This is a genomic window from Shewanella sp. Isolate8, from assembly GCF_022398495.1.
Lineage (GTDB): Bacteria > Pseudomonadota > Gammaproteobacteria > Enterobacterales > Shewanellaceae > Shewanella > Shewanella aquimarina.
In genome coordinates this window covers 323,758-340,143 of record NZ_JAKEVI010000002.1, presented here as the reverse complement: position 1 = coordinate 340,143, position 16,386 = coordinate 323,758, and the positions used below count along the sequence as shown (strand labels likewise).

Here is a 16,386-nt window from a genome sequence, read left to right as displayed (position 1 = left end):
ATTACGTTCGACCCTATTGCAGTTCAAGGAGTTTTCTATGTCTAGTTTAGCGATGCGCCCGTGCGGGGATTTTCGCACCAGCTATAAGGCTGACAACACGATTTTTGAGACCAAGACCATACGCCTGGTGACCTGCCTGGTGATCGCGCTGGCCTGCGCCGCGCCCTTGGTACTCGATGGCTACTTTCTGACCCTGTTTATTCAGATCTCTTACTTAGGCATTGCCGCGCTGGGGCTGAATATCCTGGTGGGCTTCACCGGGCAGATCTCTTTAGGGCACGGCGCCTTCTTCGGCTTCGGCGCCTTCGCCTCGGCCTGGCTCAACACCAGCTTTAACATCCCTGTGGTGTTTTGTATTCCGCTGGCGGGCTTTCTCACCATGGGCGTCGGCATGATGTTTGGTATGCCGGCGGCGCGAATCAAGGGACTCTATCTGGCCATCGCCACCCTGGCGGCGCAGTTCATCATTCAGGACTTCTTCGGCCGCGCCGAGTGGTTTACCGGCGGTGCGGCCGGGGCCATGGCGGCGCCCGTCAGCCTGTTCGGTTTCGACTTCGATACCGATATGAGCTTCTACTTCATCGCCCTGTTTGCCTTGGTGTTCATGTACATCTGGGGCTGTAACCTGATGCGTAGCCGTGACGGCCGCGCCTTCGTGGCGGTGCGCGACCACTATCTGTCGGCGGAGATCATGGGGGTCAAGCTCAACAAGTACCGTCTGCTGTCCTTTGGTATCTCCTCCTTCTACGCCGGGATAGGTGGTGCCCTCTATGGCCACTACCTGGGCTATGTCTCGTCCGAGGGCTTCACCATCTTAATGTCGATTCAGTTCTTGGCCATGGTGATCATCGGCGGCCTGGGTTCAATCAAGGGCACTCTGATGGGCGTGGTGTTCATGGTGCTGCTGCCCGAGGTGTTAGAGGGGATAGTCGGCCTGATGAAATACACAGACTTCGGCAACCTGCCCATGGTCACCGACGGCCTGGCCTACATCAAGGAGATGGCTATCGGCCTGGTGATCATTTTGTTCCTCATCTTCGAGCCTGAGGGACTGGCCCATCGCTGGGGACAGATCAAGAACTACTGGAAGTGTTACCCCTTCGCCTACTAAGTCGAGGACAGATAAGGGCGAAGACAAATCAATTTGCTGTAAAACCGACACAGTTTGAATCGCAATGAGCGTTAAACCCGGCTGTAGCGCTGCCTTAACCGCATTCAATCTTTATGGATCATGTTGAAGGAAGAAAACGATGACTAAAAAAATACTGCTTAGCACCACGCTTGCTTGTTTAACCTTTGCCGCCGGCGCTGCCCAGGCCGAGGATACGGTTTTTGTCGGCCATCTGGCTGACATGTCTGGGCCCACCGCCTTCGTGGGTAAGCCCTACGCCGATGGCGTGCGTGACGCGCTGGCCTATATCAATGCCCACGGCGGTATCGACGGCACTAAGCTGGAGTATGAGACCATAGACTACGCCTACAAGGTGCCTCAGGCGATCGCCTCGTATAAGAAGTGGCTATCGCGTAAGAACATGGTGGCCATGCAGGGCTGGGGTACGGCCGACACCGAGGCGCTGATCTCCTTTGCCGCCAAGGATAAGACGCCTATCTTCTCGGCCTCCTATTCGGGTCATTTGACCGACCCTCAGGGCAAGAACCCTAAGACCACTAAGCCGGCGCCTTATAACTTCTTCTATGGCGCATCCTATTCAGATGCCTGTCGCGGCCTGGTGCAGTGGGCGGCAGATGACTGGAAGGCCAAGGGCGGTAAGGGCAAGCCTAAGTTTACCCATATCGGCGCCAACCATCCTTTCCCTAACGCGCCTAAAGAGGCCTGCGCCGAGTACGCCACCGAGCTGGGCTTCGACGTGCAGCCATCTGTGGTGATCTCCATGAAGCCGGGCGACTTCAAGGCCCAGTGTCTGAGCCTCAAGAGTTCGGGTACCAACTACGGCTATATCGGTAACCTAGGGGGCTCGGTGCAGTCGCTGATCAAGTCTTGTGACACTGTGGGTACCGATATCCAGTTTATGTCTAACATCTGGGGCGGCGACAAGCTGGTGTTTAAGGCGGCCGGTGAGGGGGTGAGAAACTATATCTTCCCAACCATGACGCCGTTCTGGACCGACGATGTACCTGGCATGAAGCTGGTGCGTGAGATCTCTAAGATGTCTGACAGCACGGGCACAGAGGAGCGCCTGCACCACTATATTCGCGGCGTCTGCTCGACCTATTTCATGAAGGAGTCGATGGAGTGGGCCAAGGCCAATGGCGGTATCACGGGTGAGAACGTGAAGAAGGGCATGTACGCACACAAAAACTGGGTACCAAAGGGGCTAGAGGGCGTCTGCCTGGCAGCGACCTGGACCCCAGAGGATCACCGCGGCATCAACCAGGTCAACATCTACAAGGGTAACTTTAACCATGGCGACATCAAGGTCGAGAAGGTGAATCAGGTGACCCTTGAGCGCCGTACCGACTGGTTAGGCTACTAATCTCTTACCATTTGCCGGGCAGGTCATTGCCCGGCTCGCTTCTTGACCTTGGAGTTGTTATGACACAAGCAGTGCAGTTAAAGCCCGAGACACCACTTCTCTCGATCAACAATATCGAAGTGGTCTATGACGATGTGATCCAGGTGCTACGCGGCGTGAGCATAGAGGTGCCCCAGGGGGAGATAGTTACCCTACTCGGGCCAAACGGCGCCGGTAAGTCCACCACCCTTAAGGCTATTTCAGGTTTGCTTAAGACGGAAAATGGCGAGGTATCCCGTGGTGACATTCATTTCATGGGCGAGCGTATCGACGTAAAGAATGCCGATGACGTGGTGCGCTCCGGCCTGTTTCAGGTGATGGAGGGACGCCGCATCGTCGAGGATATGACGGTGATCGAAAACCTGAAACTGGGGGCCTATACCCGCCGCGACGGCCAGGTGAACCAGGATATCGAGATGGTGTTCAACTACTTCCCGCGCCTCAAGGAGCGCACCGGACTGGCGGGTTATCTGTCGGGCGGTGAGCAGCAGATGCTGGCCATCGGCCGTGCCCTCATGGCCAGACCTAAGATGATCTGCCTGGACGAACCCTCTATGGGTCTCTCGCCCCTGCTGGTCAAAGAGGTATTTGGCATCATAGAGAAGATCAACCGCGAGCAGGGGATCACCATGTTGCTGGTGGAGCAGAACGCCAACTATGCCCTCAAAGCCGCTAACTACGGCTACATCATGGAGTCGGGCAAGATAGTGCTCGACGGCACCAAGGCCCAGCTGCTCAACAACGAAGATGTGAAGGAGTTCTATCTGGGGGGCGGCAACGAGACCCGCAAGAGCTTCAAGAACTTAAAGTCCTATAAACGCCGTAAGCGTTGGCTGTAGGAGGCAATATGGCCGAGTATTTCAAACCCCAAGAGGCTATCGCCCCTGCCGAGCGCGAACAGCAACTGATGGCGGCGCTGCCCGAGCAGCTCGGCTATGCCAGCCGTCATTGCGATTACTTTGCCCATTTACTTGAGGGGGTAGATCTCACTCAGATTAATAGCCGCGAGGCGCTGGCAACCCTACCCATTACCCGTAAGGCCGATCTGATCCGCCTGCAGGCAGAGCAGCCGCCTTTTGCCGGCATGACGCCAGACAGGCCAAGTGGCCGCATCTTTCAGTCGCCAGGGCCTATTTTAGATCCCGAATGTGACGGCCATGACTGGTGGCGCATGGGCCAGGCCTTCTTCGCCGCCGGCTTCCGCCCCGGCGATATTGTGCAGAACTGCCTCGCCTACCACCTGACGCCCGGCGGCTTCATCATGGATTCGGGCGCCAAGGCCTGCGGCTGCACTGTGATCCCGGCGGGACCTGGGCAGACCGAGATGCAGCTGGCGCTGATAGGCTCAATCAAACCCAATGGCTACTGCGGCACTCCCTCGTTTCTCAACATACTGCTGGAGAAAGGCAGGGAGCAGGGGATGGACACCAGCTCGATCACTAAGGCGCTGGTGTCCGGCGAGGCGTTAACCCCATCCCTCAAGGCCAGCTTCGAGGCGGCGGATATCGACGTCAAGCAGGCTTATGTCACCGCAGATCTGGGGCTTATCGCCTTCGAGAGTGTCTCGGGCGAGGGCCTGGTGGTGGCCGAAGAGATTATCGTCGAAATCGTGCGTCCCGGTACCCTGACACCTGTGCCCGAGGGCGAGGTGGGTGAGGTGGTGGTGACCAGCTTTAACCGCGACTATCCCCTGGTGCGCTTTGCCATCGGCGATCTGTCGGCCATTATGCCGGGTGCTAGCCCCTGTGGGCGCAGCAACATGCGCATCAAGGGCTGGTTGGGACGCGCCGATCAGACCACTAAGGTGAAGGGGCTGTTTGTGCATCCAGAGCAGGTCGAGCGGGTGCGCGCCCGTCATCCCGGCATTGCTAAGGTGCGACTCGTCGTCACCCGTCAGCAGGAGAATGATGTGATGCGCCTGCTGTGCGAGGTGGATGAGACGACGCGGCCACAGCTGGATATCGCCGCCGTGCAGGCGTCGATCCGCGCCGAGACTCAGTTGTCAGGGGAGGTGGCGCTGGTGGCACCAGGAGCCTTGGCGGACGATGGGGTCGTGATTGAGGACCAAAGATAATGGTCTAGGCTTCGCCTAGCTTGACGTTGAGGATAATGCCCGGCCTTGGAATAGGTTGGGCATTGTTGTTTTGGCTTCCTGTTAGGGGGGTTAGCGTCTGGTGGCTTGGGTGCTGGGAGGATTTCTGAAAGTCATACCTTCATGGCAACCTAACGCCTGCCCGGCGAGGGATGTGCACGCACACTTTTGGCACGCTTTGAATATGTCCCTATACGCTCCACGGCGGCGTCCGTGCCGCCGAGGGCCAAAAGCGTGCTTACACAGGGTATCCAACGTTTCTTCGATTTGGCGGTTTTAGTGTGTTTAGGGCGTGAAAGCTGACTGATTTTAGCCCCATTTTGAGTTACCAACTTCACTTCTTAATCATACCTTTACTCATGTGAAACTCTTGCAAAAAGGTTTGTTTCATAAACTATGTGAAAACATGCCAAAGCCCAAGTAAACGGATGTCGGAGCTTGACTCTGCAGAGTCTTAGATATGCAATAGAGCAAACAATCTACATCGCAAAGGAGATGCTTATGCCGATAGTTGCCCAAATATGTACTTTGGTAAATGGCAAAGGGAAACCTGCTTGGTGGAGGTACGCACTAAACCAAGCATTGAATTCAGGTGAACTGTCTACCTCGGAGCTTGAGACGACTTACCAGCTTGCAAAGATGGAGTTTGGTTTAGAAGCCCAAGATGACAACTATGAGCTTTTAACTCAGGAAGTCAAAGCCATTGGTTATCATGCAGAAGTTGAGGAAAACAGGCTTATTTCTGTTGGAAACGCGTTGAATATCTCTACTTTGGTACCAGAGAAGAAAATCGAATTTTCACCAACAGGCTTAACATTAGTTTACGGTAACAATGGTACTGGAAAGTCCAGCTATGCAAAGATATTGAAGAATGCTTGTTTAACCAGAGGGGAAGCCCCCGCTCTTAGACATAATGTATTTACTGATAAAGTGGGAAGGCCGTCAGCTGAAATTGAGATTGAATCAAATGGGCAACCTGACCTAATTAAGTGGAGCCACCGACTTGCGCCTGACCATCGTCTTAAATCTATTCGAGTATTCGATTCGCAATCATCATATCACTACCTATCTAAGACAGATAATTTAGATTATAAACCTGCCGCTTTGAAGTTGCTGGATGAGTTACTGAAAGCAAGCAATTTCATCGTTAGTATGGCTAAATTGGATGAAAGTGCTCACGTAGCCACAGATGTTCTTCCACTGATGAATGAGGGGACTTCACCAAGTAAACTGCAAATTACACCAAAGTTAAAACCTGAAGATGTAGATCTGTTGTGTGCAACATCAGTAGAGATTGCTGAGTTAGAAGAATTAAGAAAAGAAATTGTAGAACTTACCAATAATTCCCCTCAAACACTTAAAGAGCGGTATAAAAAAAGAAGGCTTAGAGCACTGCCGTTGCAAAATCATTTGCAGAGTTTGGCTGATAAGCTCGACCTAAAATCGATGGAGCGATATAAAACTCTATATGACAAAAAGGAACAAGCTAGGTTAACAGCGCAAGAGCTTAGCAAAACAACATTCAATAAGTTACCTGTATCTAATATTGGCTCTGAACTATGGCTTGTGATGTGGAATGCTGCAAAAGCTTTCATTGAGGGTTCTGAGCAAGAGTTATCATTCCCCCCAAAAGAGGGCGACTACTGCCCAACATGCTTACAAGAAATCAATAACCACACCGCAAGCAGGATGGCTTCTTTCGAAGACTATATTCATACTACTTTGCAAAAAGAAGCTGATTCAGCAAGAGCAGCCTGGGATACAGAGCTAGTTAAGATTAAAAGCTTAAGCCTGTCTACAGCCCCTTACGATGCTCTTCTTAATGAAATTAAAGAAAAGGATGAAGCTTTAGGCAACCAGTTTGATTCTCTAATACAAACCCTTATAACCAGGCAGGAAGGGTTATTGAAAGATAAACCAGAGTTTGCAAAAGGAGAAGTTGATGTAGCGGCTCTTACTCGGCTAAGTGCAGATATAAAAAAGCTGGAACAAGCAGAGAATGCTGTGCTAAATGATGAGAGCAAGGCTGATGTCATCAATCTCAAGCAGCATAGAGTTTATGAAATCGAAGATAAAAAGAAAATTTTAGCAGCTCAAAAACAAATCAAATCTGAAATAGAAAAAGCGAATAAAAGAGAAGCCTATAAAAAAATTAAAGACTCAACGTCTACAACGGCTATTACAAAACTAACTAACGAAATCTGTAGTTCTGGTGCAATAGGAAGGATGCAAGAACTCTTTAATGACGAGCTCGAAAAGCTAGGCTTTCAGCACTTTAAAATTAACACCTTAACCAAAGGTTCAAAAGGAAATCAGACATTTAGCATCCAAATTTCGAATAACTCAGCAAAAATCACCGATATCGCCAGTGAGGGGGAGCAAAAGTGCATATCTCTTGCGAGTTTCTTTGCTGAGTTAGCAACGGATAATAGAAAGTCTGCAATTATCTTTGACGATCCAGTTAACTCTCTCGATCATGTTTGGAGACTGAAGTTCGCACAAAGAATTGCAGAGGAATCAAAATCTAGGCAAGTAATAGTGTTTACCCATGATCTACCTTTTATGAAGATGGTTGAAGAGGCTGCTGATGAAATAACTATCAGGGCTGTGACTCGCAATAATCGTGTCACCGGTATTCCTCTCGATATGCCTCCTTGGGATGCATTGAAAACGAAAGATCGAATAGGCCTTCTCAAAAATAGGCTTGTTAGGTGCAGACAGGCTGCTAATGAATCAATCGATGAATACCAGGTTCAAGCTGGTTTCATATACGGAAAGATGAGGGAAACCTGGGAAAGACTCATCGAAGAATGGTTAATTCGGGGCGTGGTTGAGCGCTTTAATCGAGAGATCAAAACTCAGAGCTGTAGGTACTTAACAGACATTAATGAGCTGGACGTTCGAACCATCAACTCAGCAATGACAAAGTGCAGTACTTATATGCACGGACACGATATGGCCGAAGAAGCTACTGGTGTATTTCCAGAAATTGATGAATTGGAGAGAGATGTTGCAGACCTTGAAGCCTACTTCAACAGCCTTAAAAAACGTAGAAACTAACGGGTTATTTTTGTTAGCAAATTTAAAACGTAGCAACTTGGAGCAGAAGCAGGAAAAATTTAGCCCGGGTGGTGGGGACGAGTGAAGGGAATCAGGTTGGGATTCATTCTTCTTCCCAACCGAACCAAGAGCCATACATTTTCTAATCACCACCAAGTCGTGCTGTTCTGGCGGATAACACGGAATTGTCCAAAAATGATTTGGTGTTTGATCGTCGAGGATACGCGGATACAGAAGTCGATCAATCGAAGAGACGGATAACCAGGTGTAAACACATTTGTGACCTTCCGAGGCATGGATGCCGAGGTAGAGCTCACAGGGAAGTGCTCGAAGCGTGTCACAAATGTGTTTGCACATAAGCCTGCCGCAGGCAATTCAAAACCATGAAGGTCAACGCTACCATCAGCGAAGTAAAAACCTATGCCACTAAAGGTTACAAGCTAAAAAGCCAATACCTTTATTCGAAGGCCTACTTACTTTTGTCCAAAAATGATTTGATATTTGATCGTCGCGGATACGCGGATACAGAAATCGCTCAATCGAAGAGACGGATAACCAGGTGTAAACACATTTGTGACCTTCCGAGGCATGGCCAAAAACGTTCTCGACATTGGTGCATCCATGCTCGGCACCTGCGGCAGACAATTGATATATCATGAAGCTTGGTTAAGGCTTTCTTGCCAATCAGCAATTTGGCGAGATGCTAGCGCGTATTATCTCTCTGAATCGTCACTGATTTAAGTTGGCGGGCAAATCGGAAAAGTGAATCGCAACGATTTTCCAGTCACGAATCAAGGTGCCAGAGTCGCCGAAATCTAGGTGCGGCACCATTTAAATTTCATTAGAGCCGCTTCGGTATTTAAATGCATTTTTTTAAGTAGGTACTTATTAGTTTAAATCTGCATGGACTTTATTATTGCCTTGCAGCGATATAAGCATCTGTGGGAGTAAGGCTCGGTTAGTCAGGGGTGATAAATTTATCTTGATTAAAATAGCAGTCACTTATAAAGGTAATGATTAAACTAGTGCCTGCTTATTGGGTAAGTACCTTAAACCTTAAGTCTTAAATCTTAAGTTTAATGTGTCAGCCTTTTCTAAGCCGCCATTAATATTCCTTTTTCCTGCCGGTATAAAAATTTGTGCTTAATTAATATAAGTGTAAGCCTTGATGCCGAACTCCCTGTCTAATCACTCTCCAGTCATATTCGTTTTTAACCCCGAACGCTTTTTAGGGCTGCAAATCACCTGTTTAGGACTAGGTGCGGCGTTTCTTCTGCTCGGGTAAAAGATTCATGACCCATACAACACTATTTGTTTTCATAAACTGGTAGGGGAGTAAGTCATTAATAGTTAATGGGTCTTTTCTGTAAGTGCCGCCTATCTAATTAAGGGTTTTCTGTAGTAAAAAAATCTTATGGATTTTTATGGAAACAAGATCTGGCTCATAAAATGAACGATATCCTTAGTGTAAGTTCAGCAAATATAAGTAACAGGTTTGTTAGTCATTATTTAAAAGGTCGCTGAATGTATGCCTACTTAGATTGTTATATTTTAACGTGTGTTAAATAAGCAGTCTGAAATATAGATAGCTTCGAGCGTAACACGTCGGCTTGCGACTCGAAATATAAAGTAAGACGCCGACAATCATAGCCGTTAGCCACGGTTTTAATTTTGGAAAAGACAATCGTTGAATTGAGTCTTTCAGATAGGTGCACCCTGAATAAATGTGATGCTGTGAGTGACTGTTGCAGACAGTATTTTTTTAAGCAGCCACTTTACCTATTAGGGATGACCGACACTGAGTAGATGAAGACTCTAGCCTGTAATTTGGCGAATGAGCTAAATCCATAATTAAAGTTTAATAAAAATATAATGGAGAAAGATGATGAGTAACACCAAAGTATCAGGATGCATAGGCTTGCTGGCCTTAATCCTAGCGCTGCCGGTCTCCGCCGGAAAACCCATAGACAATGATGGCGATGGTTACAACGCCAATTTAGATTGTAACGACAACAACTCGCTGGTCTGGGAGGTCAACTCCTGTGGCGTCTGTGAAGTTGAGCCATTAGGTGGCTGTAATGCCTCCAACCCTCACTCTGACCTGAATTGGGCCGACTATCCTACCGCTTGTATAAGCTGTCATGATGGCGGGATCGCTGGTACCCAGTACGAAGAGATGTTTGGTTCCACCCACTACCAATGGACGGGTGATACACCGGATATGGTTAATCAGGGAGGAACCCTGCAAGGTAAGTTGACCAATGCGGTTAACAGTTACTGTATCAATATCGAGGGAGACTGGCCCGTTTGTGGCTCATGCCATGCTGGCCGAGGGGTCAAGCCTGGCGAGGGTGACTCCAAGGCCAATGTCGATTGTTTGATGTGTCATAACAAAGACTACGCGCTAAATCGTGTGAGAAAACCAGACGGCAGCATGGGGCCATCGGACGGCACTGCGCAGGCTACTCTGGATTCCTATGTGCAAAACATTGCGGCACCGAGCAGAACGAACTGTCTTAAGTGTCATGCCTATGCCGGTGGTGGCGATGGTGTGAAGCGTGGTGATATCTCTTCTGCCTTGATGGGCAATTCAGATATGCATTTTGACGTGCATATGAATGTTGCCGGTGCAAACCTCGAGTGTCAGGACTGCCATAAGTTTGAAAGTCACAGAGTGATAGGTAAGGGCTCAGATCTACGTCCGACCGATGACATAGTTCGCGGCGCCGAGGTGACCTGTAGCAGCGGAACTTGCCACCAGGGTATGGATTCGGGCTCGGGTCATGCTGCCTCAGGCCGACGCGGTGAACCCGATCGTCACGTGGCCAGAGTGGCGTGTCAGTCTTGCCATATTCCCACCTATGCAAAAGATTTAGGTGATCCGTCACACGTGCCAACAGAGATGAACAGGGATTGGCGTTTCCACCATGATGGCACACCGGCCGATGGCGTTTCAGGTGCGGGTCATCCCCATACCGATAAGCTGGCCAACCAGACACCAGAATTTAAGTTCTGGAACCGTAAGAGCGATAACTATCTACTTTATGACTTGGGGGTTATCGATCCCCTCACCGGACGTTATCCAACGTCTCGCCCTATGGGAGATGTGAATGACGGAAAGCTAACGCCGTTCAAGTACAAGACAGCGACACAGCCTATGACGGTCGCCGATGAGCGTATGATTGCTCTCGATACTTTCGAATACATCAAAGGCTCGGGTGACGCCATTACCGCAATCGAATCTGGCTTGGTTAACATGGGCTACCCAGTTAATGAACCATATAAGTGGATAGAAACAGATACCTATCAGGCGATCAACCACGGTGTAAACCCTGCCAGTGATGTTGCAGCTTGTAGTCAGTGTCACGAGGAGACTCTGGACTTGACCACAGACTCTAAGCTCGATGCCATGGGCTATCGACTCAAGGGGCCGAAAGAGCAAGTATGTGCCCAATGCCACGATGGTAGTAAAAACCTACCGCGCACCTGGGATCGCATGCACAATCATATTAATAAAGGCACCACAGGCATAGGCTGTAACTTCTGTCACGATATAGAACGTGTCGAGCGTAACCTATGTGACCCTTGCGACTCATCCTGCGCCGCCGAATATGTCGATAACATTGCTTATCCGCATCAGTGTAATTAGGTCAAGATTGCTCAATAAACATCGTTAAGATAAAGGCTGGCACTCAGGTGTCAGCCTTTTTGTTTTGAATAATGTCGAGAGGCTCTAGGCTGGCGGCACTTCAAATCGGACACATAGTTATGCTGATTTGAAGCGGTACCAGCTTAAAAAATGGTCGTTACTCTATTTGCACACATGGTGTGATTTAAACAGGTTAATTCTGGCCCATGAGGTAGGTTGCATTATAAATATGTAATTGACTAGACCTATTCAAGGTCAAATCACTCAAGCTCGCTTGAACCTGAGCTAGTGCAGTATGTGATTTTGGTTAAGCATCAACAGTTATGTTAATCAGTATATAGAAAGTAACGATTCCTATTTGCGTAAATTTAAGTTAGCAACTAGTTTGTGATGAGGATGATTTATCAACACAACAGAGGACGTTACCATGGGTATGATACGCGACAAAATTAAGGAACTCGATGAATCTAAACAGCTTACTGATGAAACGAGGGAGTTGATCAATAGTCTTATGGATTTGGCTCAAGAAAAGGCCAACACTATGGAAAACGAGATCAAGCTGGCCATTCTTGGTGCAGGTAAAGATTTAGACCAAACTATCCCAATCGATTCATATTTACGTTCTGATATTAGAACTGCAGCATCGACTAGCGACAGCGTAGGTTTCGTAGATAAAGCCAAAGAACATATAAACAAGCTATCTGAAGGTGGGAAATCAAACATCATTGATGGTGTTTGTGGCTTAGTCGGTGAGGCCGTTGAGATGTTTTTGGGGTCTTCCTCTGCGGGGGGCAGTACTATGAAAGCCTATTATATTGTCCCTGGCGATTTCGGTCAGCTTTTTAGACTCGATATTCGGGGCTGGAAACGAGATGTTGAAGCTACGAGTATTAAGACAAAAGTCGAAAAAGTTTCTGCATATTGTGCAGTATTTTCCGCAGTTGATATGACTAAGATTTCATTCTCTGTTTTCATGGCATTTTATGGCAAGCAGTTAAAACAAATGAAGTTTTCAGAAGAGCAGGCTGTAGAGGCCCTTAAATACGCCAAGAGTATTATTGATGAGTGGAAAGCTTTGAATGTTAATGAGACTGAGCTAAAGGCCTATCTAGATCCAGGGTTTGCGGCTGCCGATTATAAAGTTGAGTCTTTGCCTGCTAGCGTTAACATTATGTAAGTTATGCGAGTTAAGAAATGCCCAGCCCTTGCTGGGCATTTCTTAGTTAGATTTGTTTTTCAGTTGTTACCTTTCATTAGCTCCAGAATAGTCAATTCGCTAGTCCTTAAAGAATTGTTCCTTTTAAGATAAAACGGTATGCTTCGCGCGCTTATCGTTAAGATTTCAGCGCAACAAAAACAACATCATAGATAGGGAATGAGTGAGTTAATGGACTACGCACCGGATTTTTCAACATACTCCTACAAGGAATTATTAGAGGCCGAAAGGTACATAAACCGGGAGGAGTATCCTGAACGTTACGATAGAGTCGTAGAGCTGCTCAAGGATCCCGGCCGCTGGCCAAAAGAGCAGGCCGAGGATGTAATCGGCATCGAAGGTAATAAATACGCAACCTTTTGGCCGCGCTTCTGGGCGGCAGTCATAGATGGTTTACTCTTCGGCTTGATATTGATTGTTGAACGTCTGATCTTCGATATCCAACTCAATTATGACGATAAGTTGGTGCAGGCGTTAAATGGCGTTCTATTTGGCGTTTATTCCCTTTTGATGCATGGTTATTTTGGTCAGACAGTTGGCAAGATGATCATGGAGGTCAAGGTGGTCGATCACCTGAGCGAAACCGACATCGACCTATGGCAGGCATTTAGAAGAGAGTCGGTCAATTTAGCGCTGAGCATCTTAGGCGCCCTGTTAGTAGCCGCCTATCTGATGGTGATGGCGTCGGTCGGCAAGGTCAGCCTGGGCCTGTCATTCGTGGTGATTGGTTTTACCTTTATCTCACTGAGCTGGGATCTGTCAGAGTTTGTCACCATGTTGTTTAACGATAAGCGGCGCGCGGTGCACGATTTTATCGGTAAAACTGTTGTGGTGCGTATTTAGATGGGGCGGCTAAGAAGTCTTTAGTCTATGAGTATTCCCCTCGAATCTGCGCCGCGCGCCGGCGATAGCCTGATGCTAAACGGTCGACCGGTTTATTTTCTTGCGCCGCTGCCCGTGATGTCACTCCCAGATGACCCCTTGCTCCCCCCTGAGCTTGTTCTGCAACACGATGAGGTGATACTTGATCTCGGCCAGGGTAAGGCCGACAGAGACCTTGCCTTTCAGACGCGCTTCGTCATTTTTATCTTGTATCTCTTCGGCGCGATTTTTATCGCGGCGGGCATGCAAGAGGGTGAGCTGGACAGCTTGGCGCTCATGCTAACCCTGGCACTGTTATCGATTGTAATGCTGGCGGCGCTGATGGGGTTTGGCTGGCAGGTGATTCGCCGGCGACGTCGGCCAACGATACGTTTTAATCGTCAGCGGCGCGAGCTCTGCTATCGAGATGCTGTCAGTGGCGTGCCGCGCTTTGTGCCCTGGGAGTCTGTGGTGGCCTATGTTCATGGCGGCACGGCACTGGGTGCCACGGCCATTGGCCGACCGATAAAGATGGAAGATCACAGCCTGCGCCTGGCGGAGTATCAGGCGCACGACGGGTCGCTGCATAATTTCTATCAGGGGGAGGGCTACATGGTAGTGAACTTCTCTCTGGAAAATTGGGAGGCGATCCGCCGCTTCATGGAGGAGCCAAAGGAGAATTGGCTAAGGATAGACCCCTTACCCGATAGCCAGGGTTTTCGCCGCAGACGTCGTGACCTGTGGCAGCGCTTTAAGGACAATCCCAATAAGCGCTGGCTGCATATTAATCTGCGCGATTACAGCGAGTCCTGGTTGACTATGGGCGCCTATTATCTGTTTCATCTGCTGTCTTGGTGGCAGCTACCTTACTCAGTTTCAGCCTGGTATTTGCGCCTCGCCGTGGTGAGACCCTGGCCTGATGTGGTAGCAGAGTGGTCTCAGCCTCTGCCTCAATCGCAGTGGGCCCAGCCCAGCGAGCAGTATCTTGAGGCACGCGCCGCATTTTTAAAGACGCAGCAGGCGGCATAATTGGTGAGATAGCATTATCAGATAGCATTATCAGATAGCACATACCACATATAAGCCCTTAAAAGGGCAATAAAAAAGCCCGGCAGTTGCCGGGCGTTTTATATTCGAGTTCTGTAAGAGTCTTACTTGGCAGACTTGATGAAGTCGACGATCTCTTCGAATGGGATCTCTTGCTTCTCGCCGGTGCGACGGTTCTTGTATTCGAATACACCGTTGTCTATGTTGCGCTCGCCAATCACGATGACGTGTGGCAGACCAATCAGCTCCATGTCGGCAAACATCACGCCTGGACGCTCTTTACGATCGTCGAACAGGACTTCGATGCCGGCATCGTTAAGATCGCTGTATAGCTTCTCGGCCATATCTTTAATGCGATGTGACTTGTGCATGTTCATCGGCAGGATGCCTACTTTGAACGGAGCGATGGCGTCTGGCCAGATGATGCCGCGATCGTCGTGGTTCTGCTCGATGGCGGCGGCCACGATACGGCTCACGCCGACACCGTAACAACCCATCAGCAGGGTCTGTGCCTTACCGTTCTCGTCCAGTACGCTGGCGCCCATGGCTTTAGAGTAGTTGGTGCCCAGCTGGAAGATGTGACCCACTTCGATGCCGCGTAGCAGGCCGATAGTGCCCTTGCCACATGGGCTAGGCTCACCTTCGATAACGTTACGCAGGTCGGCAACCTCTGCCTGTGGCAGGTCACGTTCCCAGTTGATGCCCACATAGTGCTTACCGTCTTGGTTGGCACCGGCGGCAAAGTCGCTCATGACGTTGACGCTGTGATCTACATATACTGGGATGGTCATGCCAACAGGGCCGAGTGAGCCAGGGCCTGCACCCAGTGCGTCGCGGATCTCGGCTTCACCGGCCATCTCAAATGGTGCCAGTACAGCGTCGAGCTTCTCGACTTTGACTTCGTTCAGCTCATGGTCGCCACGAACGATCACGGCCACCAGAGGTGCCTCTTCGCTGGCGCCCTTAACGATAATGGTCTTGATGGTCTTCTCGATGGCGATACCGTGCTGCTCAACCAACTCTTCGATGGTCTTGGCGTTTGGCGTATCGATAACGCTCATTTCCATGGTGGCGGCGCCACGAGGCTCGGTAGGCATTGGCGCCTCGGCCTTCTCGATGTTGGCGGCGTAGTCGCTCTCGGTCGAGTAGGCGATCAGGTCTTCACCGCTGTTGGCCAGTACGTGGAATTCGTGTGACATGCTGCCACCGATAGAACCTGTGTCGGCCAATACCGGACGGAAGGCCAGACCCATACGGCCTAAGATGTTGCTGTAGGCTGTGTACATGGCCTGATAGGTATCATCCATGGTCTGCTGATCAAGATGGAAAGAGTAGGCATCTTTCATCAGGAACTCGCGTGAACGCATCACACCGAAACGGGGACGTACCTCGTCGCGGAACTTGGTCTGGATCTGATACAGGTTCAGCGGCAGCTGCTTGTATGAGCTAACCTCTTTACGAATGATGTCGGTGATCACCTCTTCGTGGGTTGGGCCCAGTACGAAGTCGCGGTTGTGTCTGTCTTGGAAACGTAGCAGCTCTGGGCCAAATTTGTCCCAGCGGCCGGTTTCAACCCAAAGGTCCGCCGGTTGCACCATGGGCATCAAGATCTCAACAGCACCTGCATTGTTCATCTCTTCGCGAACGATCGCTTCGACTTTGCGCAGCACACGTAAGCCTGACGGCAACCAGCTGTATAGGCCAGAAGCGTTACGGCGTATCATGCCGGCGCGCAGCATTAATTGATGACTGACCACCTCAGCGTTTGCTGGGGTCTCTTTTTGTGTTGAAAGCAGGTACTTGCTAACTCGCATTCCCAATATCCAGTTGTGTGATGAAATAGGTCGACATTTTAGCACCCTGACGTTTGATGTCACCTAGTTTGTTGGCCTAGCGCCGTGGCAGATTTTTTTCGGCCAACTAGTGA

The 16,386-nt window shown here is 49.6% G+C and carries 10 protein-coding genes; 9 read left to right on the top strand and 1 reads right to left on the bottom strand.

Annotated features, from left to right (window positions below):
- Positions 1-37: 37 nt before the first annotated feature.
- The 9 genes from L1D43_RS10785 (at position 38) to L1D43_RS10745 (ending at position 14,441) form a co-directional block, all read left to right on the top strand.
- Entirely contained in the window at positions 38-1,111 is a 1,074-nt protein-coding gene (locus L1D43_RS10785) for a branched-chain amino acid ABC transporter permease (protein WP_239851521.1), read from the top strand.
- Positions 1,112-1,250: 139 nt separating this feature from the next.
- Positions 1,251-2,495, top strand: coding sequence for an ABC transporter substrate-binding protein (locus L1D43_RS10780; protein ID WP_041509299.1), 1,245 nt, complete (start codon positions 1,251-1,253; stop codon positions 2,493-2,495).
- Between the two features lie 59 nt (positions 2,496-2,554).
- Entirely contained in the window at positions 2,555-3,373 is an 819-nt protein-coding gene (locus L1D43_RS10775; protein ID WP_041509300.1) for an ABC transporter ATP-binding protein, read from the top strand.
- 8 nt (positions 3,374-3,381) lie between these two features.
- Entirely contained in the window at positions 3,382-4,608 is a 1,227-nt protein-coding gene (locus tag L1D43_RS10770) for an AMP-binding protein (protein ID WP_239851519.1), read from the top strand.
- A 519-nt stretch (positions 4,609-5,127) separates the two neighbouring features.
- A complete protein-coding gene (locus L1D43_RS10765; protein WP_239851518.1) occupies positions 5,128-7,686 on the top strand; it encodes an AAA family ATPase in 2,559 nt (852 codons plus the stop codon).
- 1,885 nt (positions 7,687-9,571) lie between these two features.
- Positions 9,572-11,335, top strand: a complete 1,764-nt coding sequence (locus L1D43_RS10760) for a hypothetical protein (RefSeq protein WP_239851516.1) — start codon at positions 9,572-9,574, stop codon at positions 11,333-11,335.
- Positions 11,336-11,762: 427 nt separating this feature from the next.
- Positions 11,763-12,512: a hypothetical protein gene (locus tag L1D43_RS10755; RefSeq protein ID WP_239851514.1), complete on the top strand. Its 750-nt coding sequence runs from the start codon at positions 11,763-11,765 to the stop codon at positions 12,510-12,512.
- Positions 12,513-12,710: 198 nt separating this feature from the next.
- Positions 12,711-13,394 (top strand): RDD family protein, encoded by a 684-nt coding sequence (locus L1D43_RS10750; RefSeq protein WP_239851513.1) that lies wholly within the window; start codon positions 12,711-12,713, stop codon positions 13,392-13,394.
- Between the two features lie 27 nt (positions 13,395-13,421).
- Positions 13,422-14,441: a hypothetical protein gene (locus tag L1D43_RS10745; RefSeq protein ID WP_239851511.1), complete on the top strand. Its 1,020-nt coding sequence runs from the start codon at positions 13,422-13,424 to the stop codon at positions 14,439-14,441.
- Positions 14,442-14,563: 122 nt separating this feature from the next.
- Here L1D43_RS10745 and L1D43_RS10740 read toward each other — a convergent pair whose 3' ends face one another.
- Complete coding sequence (locus tag L1D43_RS10740) at positions 14,564-16,273, bottom strand: proline--tRNA ligase (RefSeq protein ID WP_239851509.1); 1,710 nt, start codon at positions 16,271-16,273, stop codon at positions 14,564-14,566.
- Between the last annotated feature and the right edge of the window lie 113 nt (positions 16,274-16,386).

Excerpts from the sequence above, each read along its gene's own strand:
- L1D43_RS10750 (WP_239851513.1), top strand. The coding sequence starts at position 12,711 with ATGAGTGAGTTAATGGACTACGCACCGGATTTTTCAACATACTCCTAC.
- L1D43_RS10785 (WP_239851521.1), top strand. The coding sequence starts at position 38 with ATGTCTAGTTTAGCGATGCGCCCGTGCGGGGATTTTCGCACCAGCTAT.
- L1D43_RS10780 (WP_041509299.1), top strand. The coding sequence starts at position 1,251 with ATGACTAAAAAAATACTGCTTAGCACCACGCTTGCTTGTTTAACCTTT.
- L1D43_RS10770 (WP_239851519.1), top strand. The coding sequence starts at position 3,382 with ATGGCCGAGTATTTCAAACCCCAAGAGGCTATCGCCCCTGCCGAGCGC.
- L1D43_RS10765 (WP_239851518.1), top strand. The coding sequence starts at position 5,128 with ATGCCGATAGTTGCCCAAATATGTACTTTGGTAAATGGCAAAGGGAAA.
- L1D43_RS10740 (WP_239851509.1), bottom strand. The coding sequence starts at position 16,273 with ATGCGAGTTAGCAAGTACCTGCTTTCAACACAAAAAGAGACCCCAGCA.
- L1D43_RS10755 (WP_239851514.1), top strand. The coding sequence starts at position 11,763 with ATGGGTATGATACGCGACAAAATTAAGGAACTCGATGAATCTAAACAG.
- L1D43_RS10775 (WP_041509300.1), top strand. The coding sequence starts at position 2,555 with ATGACACAAGCAGTGCAGTTAAAGCCCGAGACACCACTTCTCTCGATC.
- L1D43_RS10745 (WP_239851511.1), top strand. The coding sequence starts at position 13,422 with ATGAGTATTCCCCTCGAATCTGCGCCGCGCGCCGGCGATAGCCTGATG.
- L1D43_RS10760 (WP_239851516.1), top strand. The coding sequence starts at position 9,572 with ATGAGTAACACCAAAGTATCAGGATGCATAGGCTTGCTGGCCTTAATC.